The sequence below is a fragment of the Streptomyces sp. UW30 genome, assembly GCF_008042075.1.
In the GTDB taxonomy this organism is placed as follows: domain Bacteria; phylum Actinomycetota; class Actinomycetes; order Streptomycetales; family Streptomycetaceae; genus Streptomyces.
Window position 1 is genome coordinate 25,410 of record NZ_RDBN01000033.1, and the last position, 22,966, is coordinate 48,375.

A 22,966-nucleotide genomic window follows, 5' to 3' on the forward strand; every position below is an offset into this window, starting at 1 on the left:
ACGAGCGAGACTGGTATCGAAGAACAAGCTCGCATATGCTGCACGTCATAGCGAGGAAATCGCTTATCATTTGTCGCCCCCAGACCAGGGGCGGACGGGGGATCCGAAATTTAGTTGAATGCGTTCCATGCATTCGGGGGGTTGTCGTGTCCCTGTCCCCTTTAGTGGCTGACCAAACTCTGCACTATGCGCTACTGGGGCGGCTGCGGGTGTCCCGCGGCGGCGCCGATCTCACACCCGAGCCGCCCAAGCTCGCCAAACTCCTCGCCCTTCTGCTGGTCAGGGCGGGTGAGACGGTGCCGGGGGAAAAGCTGATGGCGGAACTGTGGGAGCGGGAGCCGCCGCGCTGCGCGTCTACGAGCCTGCGCGTGTACGTCTCACAGCTGCGAAAATTGCTGAATGGCGATCAGCAAGCCTCCCCGATCGTCACGACCCCGCCCGGGTACATTCTCAATGTAAGCGGGGCGGTGACCGATTCTCATGAATTCGAAACGCTCTACAGTCGAGGCCGGGAACAGTACTTCGCGGCCGATTTCCAGCACGCATCCGACCTCCTGCACAGGGCACTGTCCCTGTGGCGAGGGCCTGTTCTGGAGGGCATTCCGGGGTCGCTGGACATCGAATCGTTCGCGGCCGTGCAGGAGGAGAAGCGGCTGAACTGCACCGAGCTGAGCATCGACTCCTCGCTGGCACTCGACCGGCATCATGAGGTGTGCGAGCAGCTGAAGGGCCTGCTCGTGCAGCATCCCCTGCGGGAGCCCTTCTACCGTCAGCTGATGGTCGCCCTGTACCGGGCGGGCCGCCAGGGAGACGCGCTGCAGATGTACCGCCGCGCGCGCCGGGTGCTCAAGGAGGAACTCGGGGTCGAACCGGGGCCGGCACTGCGGCTCGCCCAGGAGGCCATCCTGCGGGCCGACCCCGAGCGGCTCCAGGCCTCCGGGATGACCCCGTCCGTCCACTGACCGTCAGGGCTGTCCGGTCGGCGACGTCCCGCGGTGCCGGGCCGAACCGCCGACCGGCCATGACGTGCTCGCCATGTCCGGCCCCGCACCGCGTCTGCTTTATCCGGCGTTTGCGGCACCTTAACCGCTCGCCCATATCGTGCGTTCGATCCCGCATGAGCGGGAGAGCTGAGCTGTCGTGCTCGTTCGTGCGTGAGCGGGCACCGGCCACGGTGCCGTGACCGTGGTCCCGGCCGACGCCGCGTTCCGAGGGCCGTCGCCCGCTCAACCTTCCCAGCCCCGCACCGTTCCCGCGCTCGGGAGGAGGAGCCAGGACGGTCCGACAGCCGTCCTCCTCGCACTCTGCCAGGCTTGCCGGAAACGGCGGCGGACGGGACGGCTGCCGAGCGCATGCTTCGGAAGCCGGCCCGTCCGGGCACGTGGGATTCCGCGGTTCGGGCGTCAACCCACTGTCGTGCGCGGCCGCGGCTCGAACCCCGCCGCCCGATAGGTCTCGTCGATCAGCGCCATCGTCGCCAGCGCGTCCTCCGCGTCGAGCGCGAGCGGCGCGTCCCGGCGTATGTGCGCGGCGAACGCCTCCAGTTGGTAGGTGTACGACGAGCGCGTGCCGAGCCGCTCGGTGCGCTCACCCTCGGCCCCACGCACCACGATCCGGTCGTCCAGGTGCGGCAGCACGAAGTTCGGCGCCAGCGCCTCGCCCCGCGAGCCGACGACCCGGCAGCTCATCTCCACCTCGCCGTACGCCATGTGGCAGCGTGCGGAGGCGGTCGCGCCGCCCGGGAACTCCAGGTCGGCGTCGAGCCACTCGTCGACTCCCGGCGCGCCCGCCCGCTCCCCGCCGCGCGCCGAGACCAGCCGTGGCGCACCGCCCGCCCAGGGGGCGAGCATCCGCACCGCGTGCAGGCTGTAACAGCCGAGGTCCATCACCGCGCCGCCCGCGAGCGGCAGCGACCAGCGCGGGTCGCTGTCGCCGGGTGCCGGTATCGCGACCAGCGTCTCCACCCGTTGCAGCTCGCCGAGTTCACCGCTCGCCAGGATCTCGTGCAGGCGCCGGGTGACCGGGTGGAAGAGGTAGTGGAAGGCCTCCATGAAGACGCTGCCGGACTTGGCGACCGCCTCCCGCACCTCGGCCGCCTCCTGGGCGTTGCTCGCCGACGGCTTCTCCGACAGGACGTGCTTGCCGGCCGCGAGCGCGGCGAGGTTCCACGGCCCGTGCAGCCCGTTGGCGAGCGGGTTGTAGACGACCTCGACCTCGGGGTCGGCGAGCAGGTCGGCGTAGGAGTCCACCACCCGCTCCACATCGTGCTCGTCGGCGAACGCCTCGGCACGGGACCGGTCGCGCGCAGCCACCGCCACGAGGCGGTGGCCGGTCGTGCGGGCCGGACCGACGAGGGAGAGCTCGGTGATGCGTGCCGCGCCCAGTACTCCGATGCGCAGCGGTTCCCCGCCCGAGTCGTTCATCCCTGCCGTACCTCCTCGATCGTCACCGGACGGTGCTCGTGCAGCGACCGTGTGCAGGCGTCGGCGATCCAGCCCGCCTCCAGGGCGTCCTCGATCGTGCAGGGCGAGGGCCGGGTGCCCGCCACGACCTCGGTGAACGCGGTGAGTTCGGCGCGGTAGGCCTCGGTGAACCGGTCCATGAAGAAGTCGTGCGGGGTGCCCGCAGGGAAGGTCACGCCGGGCTCGACCGAACGCAGCGGCAGCTTGTCCTCCAGGCCGACCGCGATGGAGTCCGTGAAGCCGTGGATCTCCATGCGGACGTCGTAACCCCGGGCGTTGTGGCGGGAGTTGGAGACCACCGCGATCGTGCCGTCGTCCAGGGTGAGGATGGCGCCGGTGGTGTCGGCGTCGCCCGCCTCCTTGATGTAGTCGGCGCCCCTGTTGCCGCCGACGGCGTACACCTCGGTCACCTCGCGGCCGGTCACCCAGCGGATGATGTCGAAGTCGTGCACCGAGCAGTCCCGGAAGATGCCGCCGGAGGCGGCGATGTACGCGGCGGGCGGCGGCGCCGGGTCCAGCGTGGTCGAGCGCACCGTGTGCAGCTTGCCGAGCTCGCCGCTCTGCACAGCGGCGCGGGCGCCCGCGAAACCGGTGTCGAAGCGACGGTTGTAGCCGATCTGGATCGGCACGTCCGAGCCCTGGACGGCCTTCAGTACCTCGACGCCCTCGGCCATGGTCTTGGCGACGGGCTTCTCGCAGAAGACGGGGACGCCGGCCTCGACTCCCGCCAGGATCAGCGCGGGGTGGGCGTCGGTCGCCGCCGCGACGACGATGCCGTCCACGCCGGCCGCCAGCAGGGCCTCCGGCGAGTCGACGACCTCGGCGCCGAAGCGCTCGGCGGCGGCCTTGGCGGCGCCCGCGAACGGGTCGGTGACGACGAGGGAGTCGACCGCGTCGAGTCCGGAGAGGGTCTCGGCGTGGAAGGCGCCGATGCGGCCGAGGCCGAGGATTCCGATACGCATGAGCTCCGCTGCTTTCCTGGTGTGTGGTTGCTGTTCGTTGCCGGGGCTCCGCCCCGGACCCCGGTCGCCCTTCGGGCTCGTCCTCAATCTCCCCCAGAGGGGGGACCCCCAGACGGGCGGAATCAGTCCAGGCCGCCCAGAACGTTCTGGTCCCAGTCGATCACCGATCCCGTCACGACCCCGGACCGCTCCGACAGCAGGAAGACCACGAAGTCGGCGATCTCGTCCGGTTGCCCGAGCTTCCCCATCGGCAGCCCGGCGGCAGCCGACTCGCGCCAGCCGTCGTCGGCACCGTGGAAGGCCTTCTGGGTCGCGTCCTCGCCCTCCGTCGCCGTCCAGCCGATGTTCAGGCCGTTGATCCGGACCCGGTCCCAGCGGTGGGCGTGCGCGGCGTTGCGGGTCAGCCCGATGAGGCCGGCCTTGGCGGAGACGTACGGCGCGAGGAAGGGCTGCCCGCCGTGCGCCGAGGACGTGATGATGTTGACGATCGTGCCGGGTGCCTTGCGCGCGACCATGTCCGTGACGGCGGCCTGCATCGCGAAGAACGGCGCCTTGAGGTTGATCGCGATGTGCTGGTCGAACAGCTCGGGGGTGGTGTCAAGGAGCGTGCCCCGGGACGTGAGCCCCGCCGAGTTGACCAGGCAGTCGATCCGCCCGTACGCGTCGACGACCTCGGCGACGGACGCCTTCGCTTGCTCGGCGTCCGACAGGTCGGCCTGCACGAACATGGCCTTGCCCCCGTCGGCGGCCAGCTCGGCCACCAGGGCCTCACCGGGTTCCGGGCGGCGCCCGGTGACGGCCACGACCGCCCCCTCGCGCACGGCAGCCCGCGCGATGGCGGCACCGACGCCCTGGCTGCCGCCGTTGACGAGGACGACCTTGTCGTCGAGAAGTCCCATGTCTTTCCGGGTCCTTTCAGCTCTGGCGCCGCTCGGCGCCGGCCCGTAGCTCGTCCCGCAGAGCCTCGGGAGTCCATGCCTCGCGCAGTGCGCGGCGTACGACGTCCGCCTGCGAGGGCGGGGCGAGGCCGTCGACCGGCGGGTCGCTGTCGAGGTTGGTGGGGAAGGGGTAGCCCTCGGCGCTCGCGGCGATCACGTTCGCCGTCCACGCCTCGTCCGCGCCCTCGCTCGCGCGGTTCAGCAGCACGGGGAACACGGCGTTCGCGACGGCCTCGCGGTCCACCGTCTCCATCGCCCGCCCGAACGCGGAGGACACCTGGAGGAGGTTCGCCATGCGCCGGATGTCCGCCGACCGGTTGGTGCCCGCCGCGTGGAACAGCGCCGGGTTGAAGAAGGCCGCGTCGCCCTTGGCGAGGGGCAGTTGGACGTGGTGGGCCTCGAAGTACTCCTGGAACTCGGGCAGCCGCCACGCGAGGTAGCCCGGCTCGAACGTCTGCGAGTACGGCAGGTACATCGTCGGCCCGGACTCCACCGGCATGTCGCAGTGCGCGACGGCGCCCTGGAGGGTGAGCACGGGGGAGAGGCGGTGGACGTGGGCGGGGTAGGCCGCCGCGACCTCGTTGGAGAGGAAGCCCAGGTGGTAGTCGCGGTGCACGCTCTGCGCCGCGCCGCCCGGGTTGACCACGTTGACCTGCGAGGTCACCTGGTAGCCGGGCCCGAGCCACGCGGACGAGATCAGGGCCAGGATGTCGTTGGCGTAGTAGTCGGCGAAGGCCTCGGGGTCGTAGAGGGCCGCCTTTTCCAGCGCGTTCCAGACGCGGTCGTTGGCGCCGGGCCTGGCGAAGTGGTCCCCGGCGTTCGCGCCCGAGGCGCGCTGCTCGGCGATCAGGGCGTCGAACACGGCACTGAGCCGGTCGACGACCCCCGGGTCCGTGAAGGCGCCTTGGAGGACCACGATGCCCGGCCCGTCGGCGAGGGCACGGACCAGTTCGGCCCGCACCGCACGGTCGTCCTCGGCCCTGCGGAGGCGGTCGCTGTCGTAGACCAGGACATTGCGCTCCACGGCGGAGGCGTACGGATAGTCCGCCAGGTCGGTGGTCCGCTCCACGAGCTCACGGAACTCCACGAGATCGCAGTCGGCCTCGGACAGCCAGGACCGGCGGTGTACGGACGTGAAGGACATCGGCGTCCTCTCGGTGACAGGGGCGACTCAGCGGTGCCATTCTTGTCATGACAATCCCCTCGAACAACCAGCAGGCGACCATCAAAAACCCCTCAAGGAGCCGTCGCGTGGGCCACCCCTTCCCGATCCGGGAGATCGCACGTCAGGCGGGCCTGAGCGAGGCGACGGTCGACCGGGTCCTCAACGGCAGGGGAGGGGTCCGCGAGAGCACCGCGCGGGAGGTCCAGCAGGCGATAGCCGACCTGGACCGGCAGCGCACCCAGGTGCGGCTGCTGGGCCGTACCTTCATGATCGACGTGGTGGTGCAGGCACCCGAGCGGTTCACCACCGCCGTACGCGCCGCCCTGGAGGCGGAGCTGCCGTCCCTGCACCCGGCGGTCGTGCGCTCCCGCTTCCACTTCCGGGAGACCGGGCCGGTGGACGAGCTGACCCGGACGCTGGACCGCATCGCGCGGCGCGGCTCGCAGGGCGTGATCCTCAAGGCACCGGACGTCCCCGAGGTCACCGCGGCCGTCGCCCGGCTCGCGGAGGCCGGCATCCCGGTGGTGACCCTGGTGACCGACCTGCCCTCCACCGCGCGCCTCGCCTACGTCGGCATCGACAACCGGGCCGCGGGCGCCACCGCCGCCTACCTCATGGGCCAGTGGCTGGGCGAGCGTCCCGGCAATGTGCTGACCAGCCTCAGCAGCGGCTTCTTCCGCAACGAGGAGGAGCGCGAGATGGGCTTCCGCAGCGCCATGCGAACCCTCCACCCCGACCGCACGCTCGTCGAGATCGCCGAGGGGCAGGGCCTGGACGCCACGCAGTACGACCTTGTCCGGGCCGCGCTGGAACGCGATCCGGACATCCGTGCCGTCTACTCGATCGGCGGCGGCAACATCGCCACGCTGCGGGCCTTCGAGGACGCGGGCCGCGCATGCGCCGTGTTCGTCGCGCACGACCTCGACCACGACAACACCCGCCTGCTGCGCGAGCACCGCCTGTCCGCCGTCCTGCATCACGACCTGCGCCACGACATGCGGGAGGCGTGCCACGTCGTGATGCGGGCCCACGGGGCCCTGCCGCCGGCGGGAGCGACGGGGCCTTCGGCGATCCAGGTGGTGACGCCGTACAACATGCCCTCTTAGGCAGTCCGGATGCCCTCTTAGGCAGTCCGGCGGCTGCGGGTCCGTTGTGGCTGGTCGCTCCCCCCGAGCTCTCGGCTTCGCTCGAGCAGGGGGGACCTCATCGCGGCGGAGCCGCATCGCGAGCACAGCCCCGCGCCCTTTGGGGGGCGCTACTCGCCGGGGAAGTCGATGCCGCACCGATGCCGGATCTCGTCCAGCACCCGCAGGGTGGCGATCGAGTCGGCCAGGGGGCGCAGGGGGTCTCCAAGTGCCCGTTCTTGATGCACCGGGCCACCTCGGCGGCCTCGAAGTGCAGCCCCTCGTGGGCGATGCGCGGTTCGGTGTACGTCAGTGGCGTACGGCCTCCCGCCGGAGTGAAGACCACGTCACCGGGGTGGTAGAAGGGCCCGGGCAACCGGAGCGTCACCTCGGTGCCCGCGATGACCGCCGTGGTCGGCGTGTCGCTGAACAGTGTGGTGTGGACGACGGCCTGCTCACCGCGTCCGGTGCTCAGCACGGCGCCGATCTGTCCGTTGACGCCCGCCGGATGAGCCCGGCCCGAAGCCTGGACGCTCTCCGCAGGGCCCAGCACCCACGTCGCCGGCGACACCGGATACGTACCGAGATCGAGCAGCGGGCCGCCCGCGAGATCGGCCCGCAGGATGCGGTGACCGCCGGCCGGGTCGACGGACTCGCCCATGCCGGCCAGGACGGAACGGACCTCGCCCAGCAGCCCGGAGTCGAGTACCTGGCGTACGACGTCGAAGCGCGGCAGGAAGAAACGTCCACAGTGCCTCCGCGCAGAACAGGCCGCGCTCGGCGGCGAGTTCGGCGATCTCGGTGGCCTGCGCCGCCTTCAGCCCGAGCGGCTTCTCGACGAGGACGTGCTTGCCGGCCTCCAACGCCGGCCGGGCACAGGCGAGATGGGCGGTGTGCCCGGTGGCGACATGGACGACGTCGACCTCGTCGTCGGCCACCAGCTCCTCGTAGGAGCCGTACGCGCGCGTGACGCCATGGCGGGCGGCGAACTTCGCGGAGCGGGCGGCGTCGCGCGAGGCGACGGCGACGAAGCGCCGGCGGGTGTGCCGCCGGACCGCGTCGGTGAACGTTCGGCGATCCAACCGGTGCCGAGGACGCCCCAGTTGAGCGCGGGAGCGGACCTCGGGTCCGGGGTGCGCGGGCAGCGGAGTGCGGACACGGCGGCGCTCCCGGGAGTCATGGGGCCGAGGCGGTGACGGGGACGGTCCGGCCGCCGTCCCGCATCGAGGCGATCACCGCCTCGGCGACCGCGGAGGCGGTCAGGCCCTCCCGGGCGGAGGCCAGCGGGGAGGGCCGCCCGGCGACGACCGCATCGATCCACGCCTTCAGCTCCAGCCGGTAGGCGTCGGCGAACCGGGGCCGCCAGTCCGCCGGGTAACCGGTGGACCGCGTCCGATCGGCGTGGCGCACGACGGGCGCCGGGTCGGCCAGTTGCAGCGCGCCGCGCTCAAGGACGACCTCGCAGCGGACCTCGTAGCCGTAGCGGGCGTTGAGGAAGGTCTCGACGGTGGTGAGCGTGCCGTCCGCGGTGTGCAGCAGCATCACCTGGGGGTCGCGCAGGCCGGGCGAGGACTCGCCCTCGGGCGCGTGCCAGGAGACCGCCGTGACCGGCGACTCCAGCAGCCACGGCACGGTGTCGAGCTCGTGGATCGCCGAACCGGTGACGCTGAACTCGCTCACCGCGCCCGGCGCCGAGGTCACGCCCCGGCTGACGCAGTGCACCACCCGCACCCGGCCCTCGGCGCCCTCACCGAGGGCCGCCTTCAGCGCGACGTGCGCCGGGTCGAAGCGGCGCATGAAACCGACGGAGACGAGCCCGCCGCCCGCCATGTCGTCCTCGCGCACGACCTCGACGCACTCGGCGACGGTCGGCGCGAGCGGCTTCTCGCACAGCACCGGCTTCCCGGCGCGCACGGCGGCCACGGTCAGCTCGGCGTGTGTCGAGTCGTGCGAGGCGACGACCACGGCGTCCACCGCGGGATCCGCGATCAGCGCGAGCGCGTCCGTGCCGACCCGCGCCCCCGGCACGGCGTCCGCCACGGCCTTCGCCCGTGCCCCGTCGACGTCCGCCACCGCCACGACCTCGGCGTCCGAGACGTGACCGTGCAGCAGCCGCACATGGTCCGCGCCCATCACCCCGGCGCCGATCACACCCACCCGCACCGTCATGCCGGCACCTCCACGTCCACCCAGGAACCGCTCTCGGCGGAGCGGGACATGGCGTCCAGCACGGTGGCGCTGTGCACGGCGTCCGCGAGGGTGGCGCCGTGCGGGGTGCCCTCGGCGACCGAGCGCAGGAAGCGGTAGGCCTCGATCACCTTCAGGTCGTCGTAGCCCATGCTCGTCGCGGCGCCCGGCTGGAACGCACCGTACTCACCCTGCGCGGGGCCCACGTACAGCGTGCTGACCGGCTGGTCCTGATACGTGGTGCCCCGGCTGATGCCGAGCTCGCCCATGCGGCGGAAGTCCCAGAAGACCGCGCCCTTGGTGCCGTGCACCTCGAAGCCGTAGTTGTTCTGCTCGCCGACCGAGACCCGGCAGGCCTCCAGCACCCCGCGGGCGCCGGAGGCGAAGCGCAGCAGGCAGCTGACGTAGTCCTCGTTCTCGACCGGGCCGAGCTCGCCGGTGGCGAGGGTGTGCCCGGCGGTGGCGCCGGTGGGGCGGGCCCGCTCGGGTACGAAGATCGCGGTGTCGGCGGTCAGCGAGGCGATGTCACCGAGCAGGAAGCGGGCCAGGTCGGCGCCGTGCGAGGCGAGGTCGCCGAGTACCCCGCTGCCGCCGCGCTCACGCTCGTAGCGCCAGGTCAGGGCGCCCTGGGGGTGGGCGGCGTAGTCGCTGAAGAGGCGGACGCGGACATGTGTGACGGTGCCGATCTCACCGGAGGCGATCAGCTCGCGGGCGGCCTCGACGGCGGGCGCGTTGCGGTAGTTGAAGCCGACGGCGCTCTGCACGCCCGCCTTGGCCGCCGCGTCGGCCACCGCGCGGGCGTCCTCGGCGGTCAGGCCGACCGGCTTCTCGATCCAGATGTGCTTGCCGGCCTCGGCCATCGCCACACCGATCTCGCGGTGCAGGAAGTTCGGGGCGGTGATGCTGACGGCCTGGACGCGCGGGTCGGCGGCGACGTCACGCCAGTCCCGGGTCGTCGAGGCGAACCCGAACTGCGCGGCGGCCTCCTCGGCCCGGCCGGGCACCTCCTCGGCGACGGTCACGAGCTGCGGGCGCAGGGACAGTTGCGGGAAGTGGTGCGGGATACGGGCGTACGACTGGGTGTGCACCCGCCCCATCCAGCCGAATCCGACGACGGCGACGCCGAGCGTGTCCACCATTGCAGCCCCTCTTTGGACCGGTCCATTTTCTGTCCAGGCCACCTTGGGACTCCGCCGTGACCGGTGTCAACCCTTTCCCCGGCCTTCCTCTCCCTTTGACAAGACGACGCAGCTCATGGAACGGTCCATGTCCATGAGACCGCCGACGATCCGTGACGTGGCCGACCGGGCCGGCGTCTCCAAGTCGCTGGTCTCGCTCGTGCTGCGCGGCTCGGAGCAGGTGCGCCCGGAGAAGCGGGAAGCCGTCCTGCGGGCCGTCCGTGAACTCGGCTACCGCCCCAACGCCGCCGCGCGCAGCCTCAGCGAACAGCGCACCCGCACCGTCGGCGTCCTCCTGAACGACCTGCGCAACCCGTGGTTCGTGGACATGCTGGAGGGCCTCAACTCCCTCCTCCACGACAACGGCCTGCACATGCTCCTGGCCGACGCCCGCCTCAACCGCCGCACCGGCCAGGATCCCGCCGGCCCCTTCCTCGACCTGCGGGTCGACGGCCTGATCGTGGTCGGCACACTGCCGGACCCGGCCGCCCTCGGGACGGTGGCCGAGCGGCTCCCGGTGGTGGTCGCGGGCGCGCGTGAGCCGGCGCTGCCCGGCGTCCACATCGTCGCCAACGACGACGAGCGGGGCGCCCGCCTGGTCACCGAGCACCTCATCGGCCTCGGTCACCGGCGCATCGCGCACATCGCCGGCTACGGGGCCGTCGGCGAGCTGCGCCGGCGCAGCTTCGAGGCGACGATGCGGGCGCACGGCCTCGCGGACGAGGCGGTCGTCGAGGCCAGCGACATGACCGAGGAGGGCGGCTACCGCACGACGGTCCGGCTGCTGAGCCGCACGGACCGGCCGACGGCCGTCTTCGCGGTCAACGACATCGCCGCGATCGGTGCGCTGTCGGCGGCCGAGGAGTCGGGGCTGCGGGTCCCGCGCGACCTCTCCGTCGTCGGCTACGACAACACGAGCATCGCCCGCCTGCGCCACGTCTGGCTCACCACCGTCGACAACGCCAGCCACGAGGTGGGCCGCCGCGCGGCCCGCTGCCTGCTCGACCGGTTCGAGGGCATCCGGGGAGCGGGCGAGATCCATCTGGCGGCCCCGACGCTGGAGATCCGGGGGACGACCGGCCCGCCCGGTGATGGTGAGTGAAACAACCTCAGGAAGCTTCCGTCGCGGGGTTGATGAATACCGTCGAATCCTCAACCTGTCAGCTCTCAAGGACTTTTCGTGTAGCAGGGTTCTGCGCACGGCGTTAGACTTTTTCTGAGCATTCCTGTGTGGGCCCGGGGATCCATCCGCTCCGATCGAGCGTTCTTTCTTACCCTCCACTCCTGTTGGAGGAGGCCATCATGGTTCAGGGTTATGGCGACCAGCAGAGGAACATGCCGGGCCCGGAGGTCGACAAACCGTTGCGGATGGTCCCGCAGGTCGGTGAACGCAAGGATTCCGACGGGGTGTTGCGCAAGTACGTGGATCCCGGTGCGACGCTTTCTCGTGCGCCGACCGCACGCAAGGCCATCGACGGCTTCATGAGGGCGCGCGCCGATGAGCTCAAAGCGGGCCAGGTCGACCTGCGCGAGGTGGATTCGGTCGAGGGTGCGGCCACGCTGAGGGTGCGCTACCAGCAGTTCCACAACGACCTCCCGATCAGGGGCGCCACCATTCAGGCGGTCGCCGACGTCAAACAGGCCGCCGTCATCCAGGTCGATCACTCCGCGGAGGTCGACGTCTCGGACGCTCCCGCCCCCGATGCCGCCCGCGCCCGGGAGGAACTCGACAAGGCTGCCCTGACGCCGTTCCGGGATGATTTCCAAACCACCGAAATCATCAAGGACGAACTCGCCTATGTGCGGTTCACGGACCGGCCCACCTTGCCGGGCAGCAACTACCCCACCGCCACGATCYAGTTGCTGAACAAGGGGAGCGTGCCTGACGGCGCGCTGCACCTCGTACGCGATCTGCTCGTCGAGACCGGCGGGCCATTCGAGCATTTCCGTGTCGTCGTGGACGCCGTCTCCGGAAAACTGCTCTGGATCGCACTCGCCGGAAAATATGTGACGGCCACGCTCAAGGCCTTCATGCCCGATCCGGTGACCGAGTCGAACGACCCCACCATCCACGGTGGTTCCAGCGTGGCCACTCTCAACGCCTTCCGCCACGACGTCACGGCCGAGGTCGCTCCCGCCGACGGCGGGGGCACGTTCCGGCTCGACGGGGACTGGTTCCGATGCCTCGACTGGGACCCGCCCGCGTTCGCACAGCCCGTGGAGCCGTCACCGGTCTTCTCCTACGCCAGCTACCCGGCGAACCGCGCCTTCCTGAGCGCGAACGTCTACTACTGGCTCGACACCTTCGCGCGATACCTGCGCACCCTCGGAAACACGACGCTCAACGCCAACATGGTCAAGGTCGAGGTCGACGCGCAGGCGTACGACAACGCCGACCAGAGCGAATGGCACGGAACGCTGACGCCTCCGCGGATCCGGTTCGGGGAGGGCGGCGCGCCCGACGCCGGCGATCTCGGAGTCATCATCCACGAGTACGTCCATGGCGTGTTCGACTGGCTCGAGGCCAGCCACGGCGGATCGTTGTCGTACGAGCACAGCGTCTGCGACGCCGTCCCCGCGATCTTCCGTGACCGGTTCAACCCCGGCGGGCACCGGCGTACCGAGACGTTCCCCTTCGACAACAACACCACCGACCAGTGGAGCACCGTGCGCCGGCTGGACCTTCTCCAGCGGTTCGACGACGCGGGCTTCGGCGGCTACGGCAGCGACCTGCGCAACTCGATGCTCGGCACGGCGCTGTGGCGGTGTTACCTCGGCATGGGCGGCGACTCGACCGATCCCGGTGTGCGGATCGCGGCGGCCGACGCGATGATCAGGACGCTCCTCGAGATGCTGATCGTCACCCCGGACGACACCTCCATCGGCGCCGCGCATGCGGTGAGCATGGCCCAGGGCTGCATCACGGCGGACTCGGCGCTCACCGGCGGTCTCTACAGCAAGGTGATGGACGAGGCCTTCGTGAACCAGGGGCTGTGGGCGCCGCGGGCGGTGGACCTGTACATCGCGGACAACCCCACCGACCTCGGCGCGCAGCCGAGCGGCCTGCCCTACTGGACATCCCCCGACCTCTGGGTGCGCAACAACGACATCAGCACCGGCGACAACCCCGAACTCGGTCACGAGCCGCCCATCAACAACACGCCCAACTATCTCTACGTCCGTGTGCACAACCGGGGGACCCAAGCGGCCACGAGCGGGGCGTTCCAGGTCGAGGCGTTCCGCTGCGACCCGGGCACGGGCATGATCTGGCCGACGCACTTCCAGTCCCTGGGCACGCTCGTGATCAACGAGGCGGTTCCTGCGGGCGGCGCGGTGCGGGTCGGACCGTTCGTCTGGACCCCGCAGATCGTGGATCACGAATGTCTGGTCGCCGTCGTGCACGGGGCACCCGACCCCGCCATCACCGCCACGCTCAACGGACCGGTGCAGCACGACCGGATCGTCCGGTTCGACAACAACGTGGGGCAGCGCAACGTCGCTCCGCAGATGGCCACGCCGGGCGGCAAGACGCACATGACGATCAACCTGCGGGGCGCGCTGACCACCACGCAGGGTGCCTGGCACCTGGACGCGACCGCGCTGCCCGAGGACACGCGGATCTCGATCCGTACGCTGAGCCGCCTCGCCCGGGATACCGCGCTGACCGACATCGCGGTGACCGAGTCCGGTCCGGTGCGCAGCACCCTGGAAATGCACGGTGGCGACAAGGCGGTCGTGGAGGGGTTCCAACTGGACCCGAACGAACAGGTGGCGGCCGACATCACCATCGACTTCTCCCACAACGCCGAGCACCTGCGCCTGTATCCCTTCGTGGCGACGCAGTATCAGGACGGTGTCATCGCCGGGCGTCTGACGATCCAGATCACCGCGGTGAGGGAACTGGAGGACTTCTTCTTCGGCAACCCGCACAGCGGTGAACTGCACGTCTCCACATGCCCGTACTGGTCGAGGCTCGGCGCCGACAGCAAGGTGCCGTTCCTGCGGGCGGAGGATGCGCTGGCCCGCGGATACAACGGCTGCGCATACTGCCAACCTGCCCTGAACACAGGCTGAAGGCGGCCCGTGATGCCCTACGACACCCCGCTCGAGGACCAGCCCCTCACTCACCCCGACAAGCGGCACCCGCCCAGCCCGGCAACCCGGGTCGCGACGAAGAAGCGTGAGGAGAGGCGTACACCGCCGGACGAACTCGCCGCCGCACTCGTCGAGTCGGTGTCGGCCGACTCCCTGCGGAGCACGGTCGAGGCGCTGTCGGCCTTTCACACCCGGCACACTTTCTCGCCCCTGATCGGTCCGGCCGCCGAGGAGATCGTCACCCGGCTGGCCGCGGCGGGGTACCCGGACGTGGTCAGACGCGGCTGGGCCAACGGCGGTCACAGCGCCGACAACGTGATCTGCACCAAACCCGGTACGTCCGCCGACAAGCCCGTCATCATCCTGTGTGCCCACTACGACAGCCGCATGGAGGACGCGAACAACGCCACGGCGCGTGCCCCGGGCGCCGACGACAACGCCAGCGGGGTGGCCGCGATACTGGAGGCCGCCCGGGTACTGGCCCCGGTCGCGCTGTCGTCCACGGTGCAGTTCGTGGCGTTCTCCGGCGAGGAACAGGGACTGTGGGGATCCGCTGCGTATGCCGCGGCGCTCCACGCGACGGGAACCGAGGCCTACCGAGTGCTGAACCTGGACATGGTGGGGAGACCGCCGGCGGACGGCTCCGTGACGGTGGAGCGCGATCTGGGAAACGCCGTACCGGGTAACGACGCCGCCTCGCAGGCCCTCGGCGCGGTCATGGCACAGGCGGCCGCCGACCACACCGCACTGCCGGTCATGCTCGGTCCGATCTACGCCAGCGACTACATGCCGTTCGAGGCGCACAGCGATGTGACCATCGGCGCCTACGAGGGCGAGGGGAACCCGCACTACCACCGGACGTCCGACACTCCGGCGACGCTCGACTACGACTACCTCGCCGACATCACACGGATCACCCTCGCGACCGTGGCCGTCGCAGCGCTCACAGATTGATCGCGTACGCCTTGCGCAGCGTCTCGTGCACCGTCCACGTCGTGCGGTCGCCCTCGCGCAGAACGGCCATGTCGCCGGGCCCGACCCGCAGTGTCGCTCCGCCCTCGACCTCGATCGTGGCCGACCCACTGATCACGACGAACAGTTCGTCCGCCTCGGTGTCGGTGACCACGCCGGGTGTGATCTGCCAGATGCCCCGCACCTGACGCCCGTCCTCCGACTCCCAGACGACTTTGCCGGTCACCTCGGGTGTCCCGGAGACGATCTGCTCCCGGGCGAGGGGCTCGGGTTCGAGTTCGGCGTCGGGGATGTGCAGTACGAAGCTGTGCGTCATGCGGCGACCCTAGCCGGGGTGAGCGGGGGAGCGGCCTCGACAGAGTGTGGGGTGTCGGCGGGGGCGGGCGGACACTCCGTCGTGACCATGGGCGCCCCATCCATGCCGCCCGATCACCTGAGCCCAATACGGCGGACAAAATTGTTGACAATTCTGTTTGGCTAGATTTACGTTCGACAGGCACTCACTCAGGGAGGGCACATGCCGAACGAAGCCCGGCCGGGCACCGGGGAGCAGGCCAAACAGCTTGCGCTCGCGCAGCTGCGGCAGGCGATCCTGCACGGCGAGATGGCACCGGCCCAGCGGCTGGTGGAGAACGAACTCGCCGAGCAGTTCGGTGTGACACGGGCCAGCATCCGCGCGGCGCTCATCGACCTGGAGGCTCAGGGACTGGTCGAGCGGATCCGCAACCGTGGCTCACGGGTGCGGGTGGTGACCGTGGAGGAAGCGGTCGCCATCACCGAGTGCCGCATGGTGCTGGAAGGGCTCTGCGCGGCCAAGGCGGCCGTCGCCGCCAGTGACGAGCAGCTGACGCAGCTGACGGATCTGGGTACGGCCATGACCAAGGCCGTGACCGACGGCGAGCCGATGACCTACTCGGAGCTGAACCAGGAACTGCACGCCAGGATCCGGGAGTTCTCCGGCCAGCAGACGGCCGTGGAGCTGCTGGAGCGGCTCAACGCACAACTGGTGCGCCACCGCTTCCAGTTGGCGCTCAGGCCCGGTCGTCCGCAGCACTCCCTGAACGAGCACCTGGCCATGATCGAGGCGATCCGGGCCAGGGACCCGCAGGCGGCCGAGGCGGCCGTCCGCGCCCACCTCACCAGCGTGATCGAGGCGCTGCGCGAGTGAGCCGCATGACATACGGCCAGGCAAGTAGCCGTATGTCTCGGTCGGCCGCGTGACGCTGCGTCGGAGGCGGGCGCACACCTGTCACTCAAGGAGAAGCAGCCATGACGCACGCCGATGCGCCCTCCCCCCAGCCCCCGACCTCGCCCGAGCAGGGGGGAGCCTCATCGCCGCCACGCTCGACCCTCGTCATCACCGCGCACGCCGGCGACTTCGTGTGGCGGGCCGGCGGAGCCATCGCCCTGGCCGCCTCCCGGCACGAGCGGGTCACCGTCGCCTGCCTGACCTTCGGTGAGCGCGGCGAGTCCGCCAGGGCCTGGCGCGAGGGGAGGAAGCTGGAGGAGATCAAGGCGATACGCCGCGACGAGGCCGAGCGTGCCGCCGCCACCCTCGGAGCCGAGGTCCGCTTCTTCGACGCCGGCGACTATCCGCTGATCCCGACCCCCGAGCTGACCGACCGACTCGTCGCCGTCCACCGCGAGACCCAGCCCGACGTCATCCTCACCCACCCGGCCGAGGACCCGTACAACGGCGACCACCCGGCAGCCAACCGCATGGCCGTCGAGGCCCGCATTCTCGCCCAGGCCGTCGGCTACCCCGGCGACGGCGACATCATCGGCGCACCGCCCGTCTTCTACTTCGAGCCGCACCAGCCCGAGATGAGCGGCTTCAGGCCCGAGGTCCTGCTCGACATCACCGAGGTGTGGGAGACGAAGCGGGCCGCCATGGAGTGCCTCGGCGCCCAGCAGCACCTGTGGGACTACTACACCGACCTCGCCGTCCGCCGCGGCGTCCAGCTCAAGCGCAACGCGGGCCCCAACCTGGGCCTGGCCCACCAGACGATGGCCGAGGCGTACATGCGCCCCTACCCGCAGATCACGAAGGAGCTGGCGTGAGCGGCGTGATCGTCATCGACCCGCCGAAGGCGGAGCTCAGGGACGTCGACGCGCTGGCCGGCTTCGGAGTGGCGACGGTGAGCGAGGCCATGGGGCGAACGGGCCTGCTGGGTACGGACATTCGCCCGGTCCAGCAGGGCGTACGGGTCGCCGGAACGGCCGTCACCGTGCTGAGCTGGCCCGGCGACAACCTCATGATCCATGCCGCCGTCGAGCAGTGCGGCGAGGGCGACATCCTCGTCGTCACCACCACCTCGCCCTGCACCGACGGCCTGTTCGGCGAGCTGTTCGCGACCGCCCTGAAGCAGCGCGGCGTGCGCGGCGTCGTCCTCAGCACCGGCATCCGTGACACCCAGGAGCTGCGGGAGATGGGCTTCGCCGCCTGGTCCCGCGCGGTCTCCTCGCAGGGCACCGTCAAGGCCACCGGCGGGTCGGTCAACGTGCCGATCGCCATCGACGGCCAGGTGATCCGCCCCGGCGACGTGATCCTCGCCGACGACGACGGAGTCGTGGTCGTCCCGCGCGAACGCGCCCGGGAGACGGCCGAGAAGTCCGAGGCCCGTGAGGCCAAGGAGGCCGCCACCCGGGCCGCCTTCCTCGACGGCCAACTCGGCCTGGACCGCTACGGGTTGCGGGAGACCCTCAAGAACCTCGGCGTCCAATACAAGACCCACGAGGAGTACGCGGGGGAGTCGTCGTGACCACCGTGCCCACTCAGGTCCGCTGTCTGCTCATGCGCGGCGGCACCTCCAAGGGCGCCTACTTCCTGGCCGACGACCTCCCCGCCGACCCGGGCACCCGCGACGAGCTGCTCCTGCGCATCATGGGCAGCCCCGACGAACGCCAGATCGACGGCCTGGGCGGCGCCCATCCGCTCACCAGCAAGGTGGCCGTGGTGTCGCCCTCGTCCCACCCGGACGCCGACGTCGACTACCTGTTCCTCCAAGTCGTCGTCGACAGACCTGAAGTGACCGACTGTCAGAACTGCGGGAACATCCTCGCGGGCGTCGGCCCCTTCGCCGTCGAGCGCGGACTGGTCCCGGCGGGGGAGGAGCGCACCCGCGTTCGCATCCGCATGGTCAACTCGGGCGACCTCGCCACCGCCACCTTCCGCACGCCGGGCCGGCGGGTCGACTACACCGGTGACGCCGAGATCTCCGGCGTGCCGGGCACGGCCGCTCCCGTCGTGATCGAATTCCCGCCGGGTGCCGGGGAGTTGCTGCCCACCGGCAAGGTCCGTGACGTCGTCGACGGGGTCCGGGTGACCTGCGTGGACAACGGCATGCCGACCGTGCTGATCGCCGCCACCGACCTGTTGGTCACCGGGTACGAGACACCCAAGGACCTGGAGGAGGACGTCGCGCTCGCCGACCGCCTGCAGGGGATCCGCCTGGCGGCGGGGCGCCTGATGGGGCTCGGCGACGTGTCCGACACGACCGTCCCCAAGCTCACTCTGCTCGCCCCGCCCCGCGAGGGCGGCGCGGTCAGCACCCGCACCTTCATACCGGTGCGCTGTCACACCTCGATCGGTGTGTTCGGCGCCGCGAGCGTGGCCGCCGGGCTGCGGATCGACGGCGGCGTGGGCGCGGAGCTCGCCGAACTGCCCCCCGACAGCGACCGTGTCCGCATCGAACACCCCACCGGATTCCTGGACATCGAAAGCACCCTCGGCACCACGCCCCAAGGTCTGCCCACCGCCCGCCGCACCGCCGTGGTGCGCACGGCACGCAAGATCTTCGACGGCACCGTCTTCCCCAGGCCTGCCGCACCACCCCAAGGAGGCCCCCGATGACCCCGCCGCTCGGCGACATCGCCCACATCGGCCACGCCCAGCTCTTCACCCCGGACCTGGACGCCAGCGTCGCCTTCTTCACCGACTATCTGGGACTCACCGTCAACGGACAGCAGGGCGACACCGTCTACCTGCGGACCTACGACGACTACGAGCACCACAGCCTGGTCCTCACCGCCCGCGAACAGCCCGGTCTCGGCCGCCTCGCCCTGCGCACCTCCGGCGAGGAGGCACTGCACCGCCGTATCGAGGCCGTCGAGGCGGCGGGCGGCAGCGGCAAGTGGGTCGAGGACGAGCCCGGCCTCGGCAGGCTGTACCTCACCACCGACCCCGACGGGCACGAACACGCCCTGTACTGGGAGAGCGAGTACTACCGGGCGCCAGAGGAACTGCGGCCGGCCCTGAAGAACCAGCCCCAGGCCAAGCCCAACCGGGGCGTCGGCGTACGGCGCCTGGACCACGTCAACTTCCTGGCCGCCGACGTGCTCGCCAACGCCGAGTTCCAGGAACGGGTGCTGGGCGCCCGGCCCACGGAGCAGATCCGGCTCGACTCCGGCCGCATCGCAGCGCGTTGGCTGACGTACACGAACAAGTCGTACGACGTCGTCTACACCTCGGACTGGACCGGCTCCACCGGCCGGCTTCACCACATCGCCTTCGCGACCGACACTCGCGAGGACGTCCTGCGCGCCGCCGACCTCGCGATCGACACCGGCGTGTTCATCGAGACGGGCCCGCACAAGCACGCCATCCAGCAGACGTTCTTCCTGTACGTCTACGAGCCCGGCGGCAACCGCATCGAGCTGTGCAACCCGCTCACCCGGCTGGTGCTGGCCCCGGACTGGCCGCTGGTCACCTGGACCGAGGCCGAGCGGGCCAAGGGGCAGGCGTGGGGCCTGAAGACGATCGAGTCCTTCCACACCCACGGGACACCGCCGGTCGCCTGAGGCTGGGCCCCCTGTCAGACGTCACTCACCGGCGGCACTGAACTCACTGGCGGCACTGAATTGTCGCTGAGATTGTTGACAAAATAGTTGACTGTCTTGGGGTGGCTGCTTAGCGTCTGGCGCACAACGCACGAGAGGAAAACAAGGATGTCCTCCTCCCCCTCCCCGACCGCTCGCGTCGGCAGACTGGCCGTGGTCGCCGTCGGCCTGTGCTGGCTGGCCGTCCTCTTCGACGGCCTGGACATGTTCATCTACGGCTCGGTACTGCCCCACATGCTGGCCGAGAAGGCCCTCGGCCTCACTCCCGACCAGGCCGGTGACCTGGGCAGTTACGCCACCTTCGGGATGCTGGTCGGCGCCCTGACCGCGGGCACGGTCGCCGACCGGATCGGCCGCAGGAAGCTGATGGTGGCCTGCGTCGCACTCTTCTCGCTGGCCTCCGGGCTGTGCGCGATGGCGGGAAGCGTTGCGGTGTTCGGCCTCGGCCGCACCCTCGCCGGCATCGGGCTCGGCGGCCTGCTGCCGACCGCGATCAGCATGGTCTGCGACTACGCCCCGCGCGGCCGTGGCGCCCTCACCATCGGCATGCTGATGACCGCCCATCACGCGGGCGGCATACTCTCCGCCTACGTCGCCCTGTGGGTCGTCGAACCCCTCGGCTGGCGGGCCGCGTTCTGGTTCTGTGTGCTCCCGCTGCTCTTCGTGCCGGTGCTCGTCCGGTTCCTGCCCGAGTCGCTGAGCTTCCTGGTCGCCAAGGGCCGCGCCGACCAGGCGCGTGAGCTCGCCGGCCGCTACGAGGTCGAACTGCCCGCCGCCCCGGCCGACAAGCAGGCCGCCGGCGACCGGTGGAACGCCCTGGCAGGCCTCTTCCGGGGCGGCGAGTGGACCCAGACCGTCCTGTACTGGCTGGCCTCCTTCGGCGGACTGCTGCTCGTCTACGGCGTCGCCACCTGGCTGCCCACCCTGATGCGCAGCGAGGGCTACGACCTCGGCTCGGCGCTGACCTTCGTGGTCCTGTTCAACCTCGGCGGCATCGTCGGCATGCTGGTCGCCGGACGTGCCTCCGACCGGTTCGGGGCGCCGCGGATCTCGGCGATCTGGTTCGCGCTGACCGCCGTCGGAGTCTTCCTGCTCAGCGTCCACATGCCACTGGCGGTCACCTTTACGGTGGTGTTCCTGACCGGGGTGTTCCTCAACAGCGCGCAGACCATGATCTACGCGACGGTCTCGATCCGCTCCCGCCCCGAGAACCGGGCCACCGCCGTCGGCTGGACCTCGGGCATGGGCCGCTTCGGTGCCGTCTTCGGGCCGTGGCTCGGCGGCCAGTTGCTCGCCGCGAACAAGGGCGACTGGGGCTTCACGGCCTTCGCCCTGGCGGGCCTGTCGTCCATGGTCTTCATCGGGATCGCCGCGCTGCGGGGCTCGAAACGGACGGCCTCCAGCGGCAGCGAACAGCAACTGATCGGCGCGCACTGACCGACGGGCGCCGACCTCAGGGGGAGAGCCGGAGGCGCCGCTCGCCGCGGCATACGCGGCGAGCGCCGTCCGTCATATCAACTGGCCCGTCATATGTACTGATGGTCCGAACTGGGTTATACGACGCTCTCGCGTATTGTTGCGTCATATGCCCGCTGTGACGCGTGGCGGCTCTCGGGACGTCGGGGGCAAGTGAGTTGAAACTTGAAGGGGGACGGGGGACGTGGTGGCACTTCTCGCAGTGGTGGCCGTCGTCGGATACATGGCCAAGGCCGGCCTGCCGTGGTGGGTGGTCGCGACCGTGGCCCTGCTGACGGCGGGATTCGCCGCGGGGGTGTCGGGGAGCCCTAGCCGAGGGGCCAGAAGCACCACGATGTCCGGCCCGGCGGTGCAGCCGACCGTGCCTCCGGACGACAGGGGCGTGCCCGTCCCGCCGGTCTCGGCGAACGTGGGCGGCGCGGGCCCGGACGAGTGGGACGCCCCCGCGCCGACCGCGGGCGCGGACCGGGCCCTCAGGTGAGGCGCCCGCCCGTGGCCTCCCGTACGTGCCGGGCGATGAGCGTGTAGACCTCGCGTGCCTTCGCGTCGTCGGTGCCGTCGTACCCGTGATCGACGCCGGCCACATCATGGTGCTCGACCAGGGCTCCCGCTCCGCGCAGCCGCTCGGCGTACCGCTCGCCCTCGGCCCGCAGCAGGTCGTACTCGGCGGTGATCAGCAGCGCCGGTGCGATGCCCTTCAGATCGGCGGTGTCCGAGGGGTGCGCCGGGGAGACGAGACGGTCCGCACGCTGGCGCACGTCCGGGACGTACGAGGTGTCGAAGACGTCGGCCATCCAGGGCCGCAGCATCGGCTTGGCGATGGCGGCGCGCTTGTCCCGGGCGTCCGTCGCCAGGTCGAGCGGGGGATAGTGCAGCGCCTGGAGCGCGATCGAGGGCCCGCCTTCTTCGAGCGCCTGCCGGGCCACGGCCGCCGCGAGCCCACCGCCGGCGCTCTGCCCGCCCACGGTGAGCCGCTCGCCGTCCCAGCCCTCCTCGGCGCCGTGCTCCGCGACCCACCGCACGACCTCGTACGCCTGCCGGGGCGGCGCCGGGAACGGATGCTGTGGGGCGACGGCGTAGTCCACGTTGATCACGACTGCCCCGGCCTCGACGGCGATGAGCCGGCACAGCGGGTCGTCGGTCTCGGTCAGCGTCATGACGTAGCCGCCGCCGTGGAAGTTGACGTGCACCGGCGCAGCGGCCTCGTCGTTCGGCGGCAGATACACCGTGGCCCGGGCGGGCGCGATCGACGTGGGGATCGTCAACTCGCGTACCTTGCGCGGGTATTCGGGAAACCGGGAGTGCCAGGAAGAGGCGGACCCGCGCCCGGCGGCGCGGCGTTCCGCCATCACGGTCACGCGCTGCATCACCTTGGCGACACGGGCGGCCACCGGGGGCCGGGCCAGGAGAGACATACGGCTCCGATCGGTCGCGGCCTGGTCGCCGTGGGCCTGCCCACGCGAGACTCTATTGACTTAGGCAATTATAGGTAGCGACAATTATGGGTCAAGAGGCAGGACGCGTCGGGGTGGGTGCATCAATGGGGTAGTGTTGACCTGCGTGATCAC

General features: G+C 70.7%; 21 protein-coding genes and 1 pseudogene. 12 read left to right on the top strand and 10 right to left on the bottom strand.

All coding sequences use genetic code 11. The annotated features are described in order from the left end of the window. Positions 1–146 precede the first annotated feature (146 nt). The gene (locus EAO75_RS15320) at positions 147–962 is read left to right on the top strand and encodes an AfsR/SARP family transcriptional regulator (RefSeq protein ID WP_187284453.1); all 816 of its coding nucleotides are present in this window, start codon (positions 147–149) and stop codon (positions 960–962) included. A gap of 441 nt (positions 963–1,403) precedes the next feature. On the opposite strand, the gene EAO75_RS15325 is transcribed toward EAO75_RS15320, so the two are convergent. From EAO75_RS15325 to EAO75_RS15340, 4 genes are all read right to left on the bottom strand, one after another. Next, complete coding sequence (locus EAO75_RS15325; RefSeq protein WP_147995621.1) at positions 1,404–2,423, bottom strand: Gfo/Idh/MocA family protein; 1,020 nt, start codon at positions 2,421–2,423, stop codon at positions 1,404–1,406. After that, the gene (locus EAO75_RS15330) at positions 2,420–3,424 is read right to left on the bottom strand and encodes a Gfo/Idh/MocA family oxidoreductase (RefSeq protein ID WP_147995622.1); all 1,005 of its coding nucleotides are present in this window, start codon (positions 3,422–3,424) and stop codon (positions 2,420–2,422) included. The genes EAO75_RS15325 and EAO75_RS15330 overlap by 4 nt, the downstream gene beginning before the upstream one ends. Positions 3,425–3,546: 122 nt before the next feature. Then, the gene (locus EAO75_RS15335) at positions 3,547–4,323 is read right to left on the bottom strand and encodes an SDR family oxidoreductase (protein WP_147995623.1); all 777 of its coding nucleotides are present in this window, start codon (positions 4,321–4,323) and stop codon (positions 3,547–3,549) included. 16 nt (positions 4,324–4,339) lie between these two features. Continuing rightward, the gene (locus EAO75_RS15340; RefSeq protein WP_147995624.1) at positions 4,340–5,506 is read right to left on the bottom strand and encodes a phytanoyl-CoA dioxygenase family protein; all 1,167 of its coding nucleotides are present in this window, start codon (positions 5,504–5,506) and stop codon (positions 4,340–4,342) included. 107 nt (positions 5,507–5,613) lie between these two features. Between EAO75_RS15340 and EAO75_RS15345 the strand changes: the two genes are divergently transcribed. Continuing rightward, entirely contained in the window at positions 5,614–6,633 is a 1,020-nt protein-coding gene (locus EAO75_RS15345; protein WP_147995625.1) for a LacI family DNA-binding transcriptional regulator, read from the top strand. 97 nt (positions 6,634–6,730) lie between these two features. Here the strand turns inward: EAO75_RS15345 and EAO75_RS47340 are convergent, their stop codons facing one another. From EAO75_RS47340 to EAO75_RS15360, 4 genes and pseudogenes are all read right to left on the bottom strand, one after another. Next, on the bottom strand, positions 6,731–7,312 hold the full coding sequence (locus tag EAO75_RS47340) for a hypothetical protein (RefSeq protein WP_261989335.1): 582 nt from the start codon (positions 7,310–7,312) through the stop codon (positions 6,731–6,733). A 160-nt stretch (positions 7,313–7,472) separates the two neighbouring features. Continuing rightward, positions 7,473–7,733, bottom strand: a pseudogene (locus EAO75_RS47345) (Gfo/Idh/MocA family protein); the annotation flags it as partial. A 94-nt stretch (positions 7,734–7,827) separates the two neighbouring features. Next, on the bottom strand, positions 7,828–8,820 hold the full coding sequence (locus tag EAO75_RS15355) for a Gfo/Idh/MocA family oxidoreductase (RefSeq protein WP_147995626.1): 993 nt from the start codon (positions 8,818–8,820) through the stop codon (positions 7,828–7,830). Next, positions 8,817–9,977: a Gfo/Idh/MocA family protein gene (locus EAO75_RS15360; protein WP_147995627.1), complete on the bottom strand. Its 1,161-nt coding sequence runs from the start codon at positions 9,975–9,977 to the stop codon at positions 8,817–8,819. Before EAO75_RS15360 ends, EAO75_RS15355 begins: the two co-directional genes overlap by 4 nt. A gap of 133 nt (positions 9,978–10,110) precedes the next feature. On the opposite strand from EAO75_RS15360, the gene EAO75_RS15365 reads away from it, so the two are divergent. The 3 genes from EAO75_RS15365 (at position 10,111) to EAO75_RS15375 (ending at position 15,065) form a co-directional block, all read left to right on the top strand. Continuing rightward, the gene (locus EAO75_RS15365; RefSeq protein ID WP_147996013.1) at positions 10,111–11,118 is read left to right on the top strand and encodes a LacI family DNA-binding transcriptional regulator; all 1,008 of its coding nucleotides are present in this window, start codon (positions 10,111–10,113) and stop codon (positions 11,116–11,118) included. A 200-nt stretch (positions 11,119–11,318) separates the two neighbouring features. Continuing rightward, positions 11,319–14,090, top strand: a complete 2,772-nt coding sequence (locus EAO75_RS15370) for a hypothetical protein (protein ID WP_147995628.1) — start codon at positions 11,319–11,321, stop codon at positions 14,088–14,090. 12 nt (positions 14,091–14,102) lie between these two features. Then, a complete protein-coding gene (locus EAO75_RS15375) occupies positions 14,103–15,065 on the top strand; it encodes a M28 family metallopeptidase (RefSeq protein WP_147995629.1) in 963 nt (320 codons plus the stop codon). On the opposite strand, the gene EAO75_RS15380 is transcribed toward EAO75_RS15375, so the two are convergent. Beyond that, positions 15,055–15,399: a cupin domain-containing protein gene (locus tag EAO75_RS15380; protein ID WP_147995630.1), complete on the bottom strand. Its 345-nt coding sequence runs from the start codon at positions 15,397–15,399 to the stop codon at positions 15,055–15,057. The genes EAO75_RS15375 and EAO75_RS15380 overlap by 11 nt on opposite strands. 201 nt (positions 15,400–15,600) lie before the next feature. Here EAO75_RS15380 and EAO75_RS15385 point away from each other — a divergent pair, with 201 nt between their 5' ends. From EAO75_RS15385 to EAO75_RS15415, 7 genes are all read left to right on the top strand, one after another. Then, positions 15,601–16,251: a GntR family transcriptional regulator gene (locus EAO75_RS15385; RefSeq protein WP_147995631.1), complete on the top strand. Its 651-nt coding sequence runs from the start codon at positions 15,601–15,603 to the stop codon at positions 16,249–16,251. 101 nt (positions 16,252–16,352) lie between these two features. Then, positions 16,353–17,144, top strand: coding sequence for a PIG-L deacetylase family protein (locus EAO75_RS15390; protein ID WP_187284454.1), 792 nt, complete (start codon positions 16,353–16,355; stop codon positions 17,142–17,144). Next, positions 17,141–17,845 (top strand): 4-carboxy-4-hydroxy-2-oxoadipate aldolase/oxaloacetate decarboxylase, encoded by a 705-nt coding sequence (locus EAO75_RS15395; protein ID WP_147995632.1) that lies wholly within the window; start codon positions 17,141–17,143, stop codon positions 17,843–17,845. The genes EAO75_RS15390 and EAO75_RS15395 overlap by 4 nt, the downstream gene beginning before the upstream one ends. A 5-nt stretch (positions 17,846–17,850) precedes the next feature. Then, complete coding sequence (locus EAO75_RS15400) at positions 17,851–18,936, top strand: 4-oxalomesaconate tautomerase (protein WP_147996015.1); 1,086 nt, start codon at positions 17,851–17,853, stop codon at positions 18,934–18,936. Then, positions 18,933–19,883: a catechol 2,3-dioxygenase gene (locus EAO75_RS15405; protein ID WP_147995633.1), complete on the top strand. Its 951-nt coding sequence runs from the start codon at positions 18,933–18,935 to the stop codon at positions 19,881–19,883. Before EAO75_RS15400 ends, EAO75_RS15405 begins: the two co-directional genes overlap by 4 nt. Before the next feature lie 147 nt (positions 19,884–20,030). Next, entirely contained in the window at positions 20,031–21,359 is a 1,329-nt protein-coding gene (locus EAO75_RS15410; RefSeq protein ID WP_147995634.1) for an MFS transporter, read from the top strand. A 223-nt stretch (positions 21,360–21,582) separates the two neighbouring features. Further along, positions 21,583–21,879: a hypothetical protein gene (locus EAO75_RS15415; protein WP_147995635.1), complete on the top strand. Its 297-nt coding sequence runs from the start codon at positions 21,583–21,585 to the stop codon at positions 21,877–21,879. Here EAO75_RS15415 and EAO75_RS15420 read toward each other — a convergent pair. Then, positions 21,872–22,813, bottom strand: a complete 942-nt coding sequence (locus EAO75_RS15420; RefSeq protein WP_147995636.1) for an alpha/beta hydrolase — start codon at positions 22,811–22,813, stop codon at positions 21,872–21,874. The two genes, EAO75_RS15415 and EAO75_RS15420, sit on opposite strands and share 8 nt — an antisense overlap. Positions 22,814–22,966: the final 153 nt, after the last annotated feature.

Coding starts and splice junctions, on each gene's coding strand:
- EAO75_RS15390 (WP_187284454.1), top strand. CDS start 16,353: ATGACGCACGCCGATGCGCCCTCCCCCCAGCCCCCGACCTCGCCCGAG.
- EAO75_RS15335 (WP_147995623.1), bottom strand. CDS start 4,323: ATGGGACTTCTCGACGACAAGGTCGTCCTCGTCAACGGCGGCAGCCAG.
- EAO75_RS15355 (WP_147995626.1), bottom strand. CDS start 8,820: ATGACGGTGCGGGTGGGTGTGATCGGCGCCGGGGTGATGGGCGCGGAC.
- EAO75_RS47340 (WP_261989335.1), bottom strand. CDS start 7,312: ATGGGCGAGTCCGTCGACCCGGCCGGCGGTCACCGCATCCTGCGGGCC.
- EAO75_RS15365 (WP_147996013.1), top strand. CDS start 10,111: ATGAGACCGCCGACGATCCGTGACGTGGCCGACCGGGCCGGCGTCTCC.
- EAO75_RS15360 (WP_147995627.1), bottom strand. CDS start 9,977: ATGGTGGACACGCTCGGCGTCGCCGTCGTCGGATTCGGCTGGATGGGG.
- EAO75_RS15375 (WP_147995629.1), top strand. CDS start 14,103: ATGCCCTACGACACCCCGCTCGAGGACCAGCCCCTCACTCACCCCGAC.
- EAO75_RS15330 (WP_147995622.1), bottom strand. CDS start 3,424: ATGCGTATCGGAATCCTCGGCCTCGGCCGCATCGGCGCCTTCCACGCC.
- EAO75_RS15385 (WP_147995631.1), top strand. CDS start 15,601: ATGCCGAACGAAGCCCGGCCGGGCACCGGGGAGCAGGCCAAACAGCTT.
- EAO75_RS15410 (WP_147995634.1), top strand. CDS start 20,031: ATGTCCTCCTCCCCCTCCCCGACCGCTCGCGTCGGCAGACTGGCCGTG.
- EAO75_RS15405 (WP_147995633.1), top strand. CDS start 18,933: ATGACCCCGCCGCTCGGCGACATCGCCCACATCGGCCACGCCCAGCTC.
- EAO75_RS15325 (WP_147995621.1), bottom strand. CDS start 2,423: ATGAACGACTCGGGCGGGGAACCGCTGCGCATCGGAGTACTGGGCGCG.
- EAO75_RS15380 (WP_147995630.1), bottom strand. CDS start 15,399: ATGACGCACAGCTTCGTACTGCACATCCCCGACGCCGAACTCGAACCC.
- EAO75_RS15420 (WP_147995636.1), bottom strand. CDS start 22,813: ATGTCTCTCCTGGCCCGGCCCCCGGTGGCCGCCCGTGTCGCCAAGGTG.
- EAO75_RS15340 (WP_147995624.1), bottom strand. CDS start 5,506: ATGTCCTTCACGTCCGTACACCGCCGGTCCTGGCTGTCCGAGGCCGAC.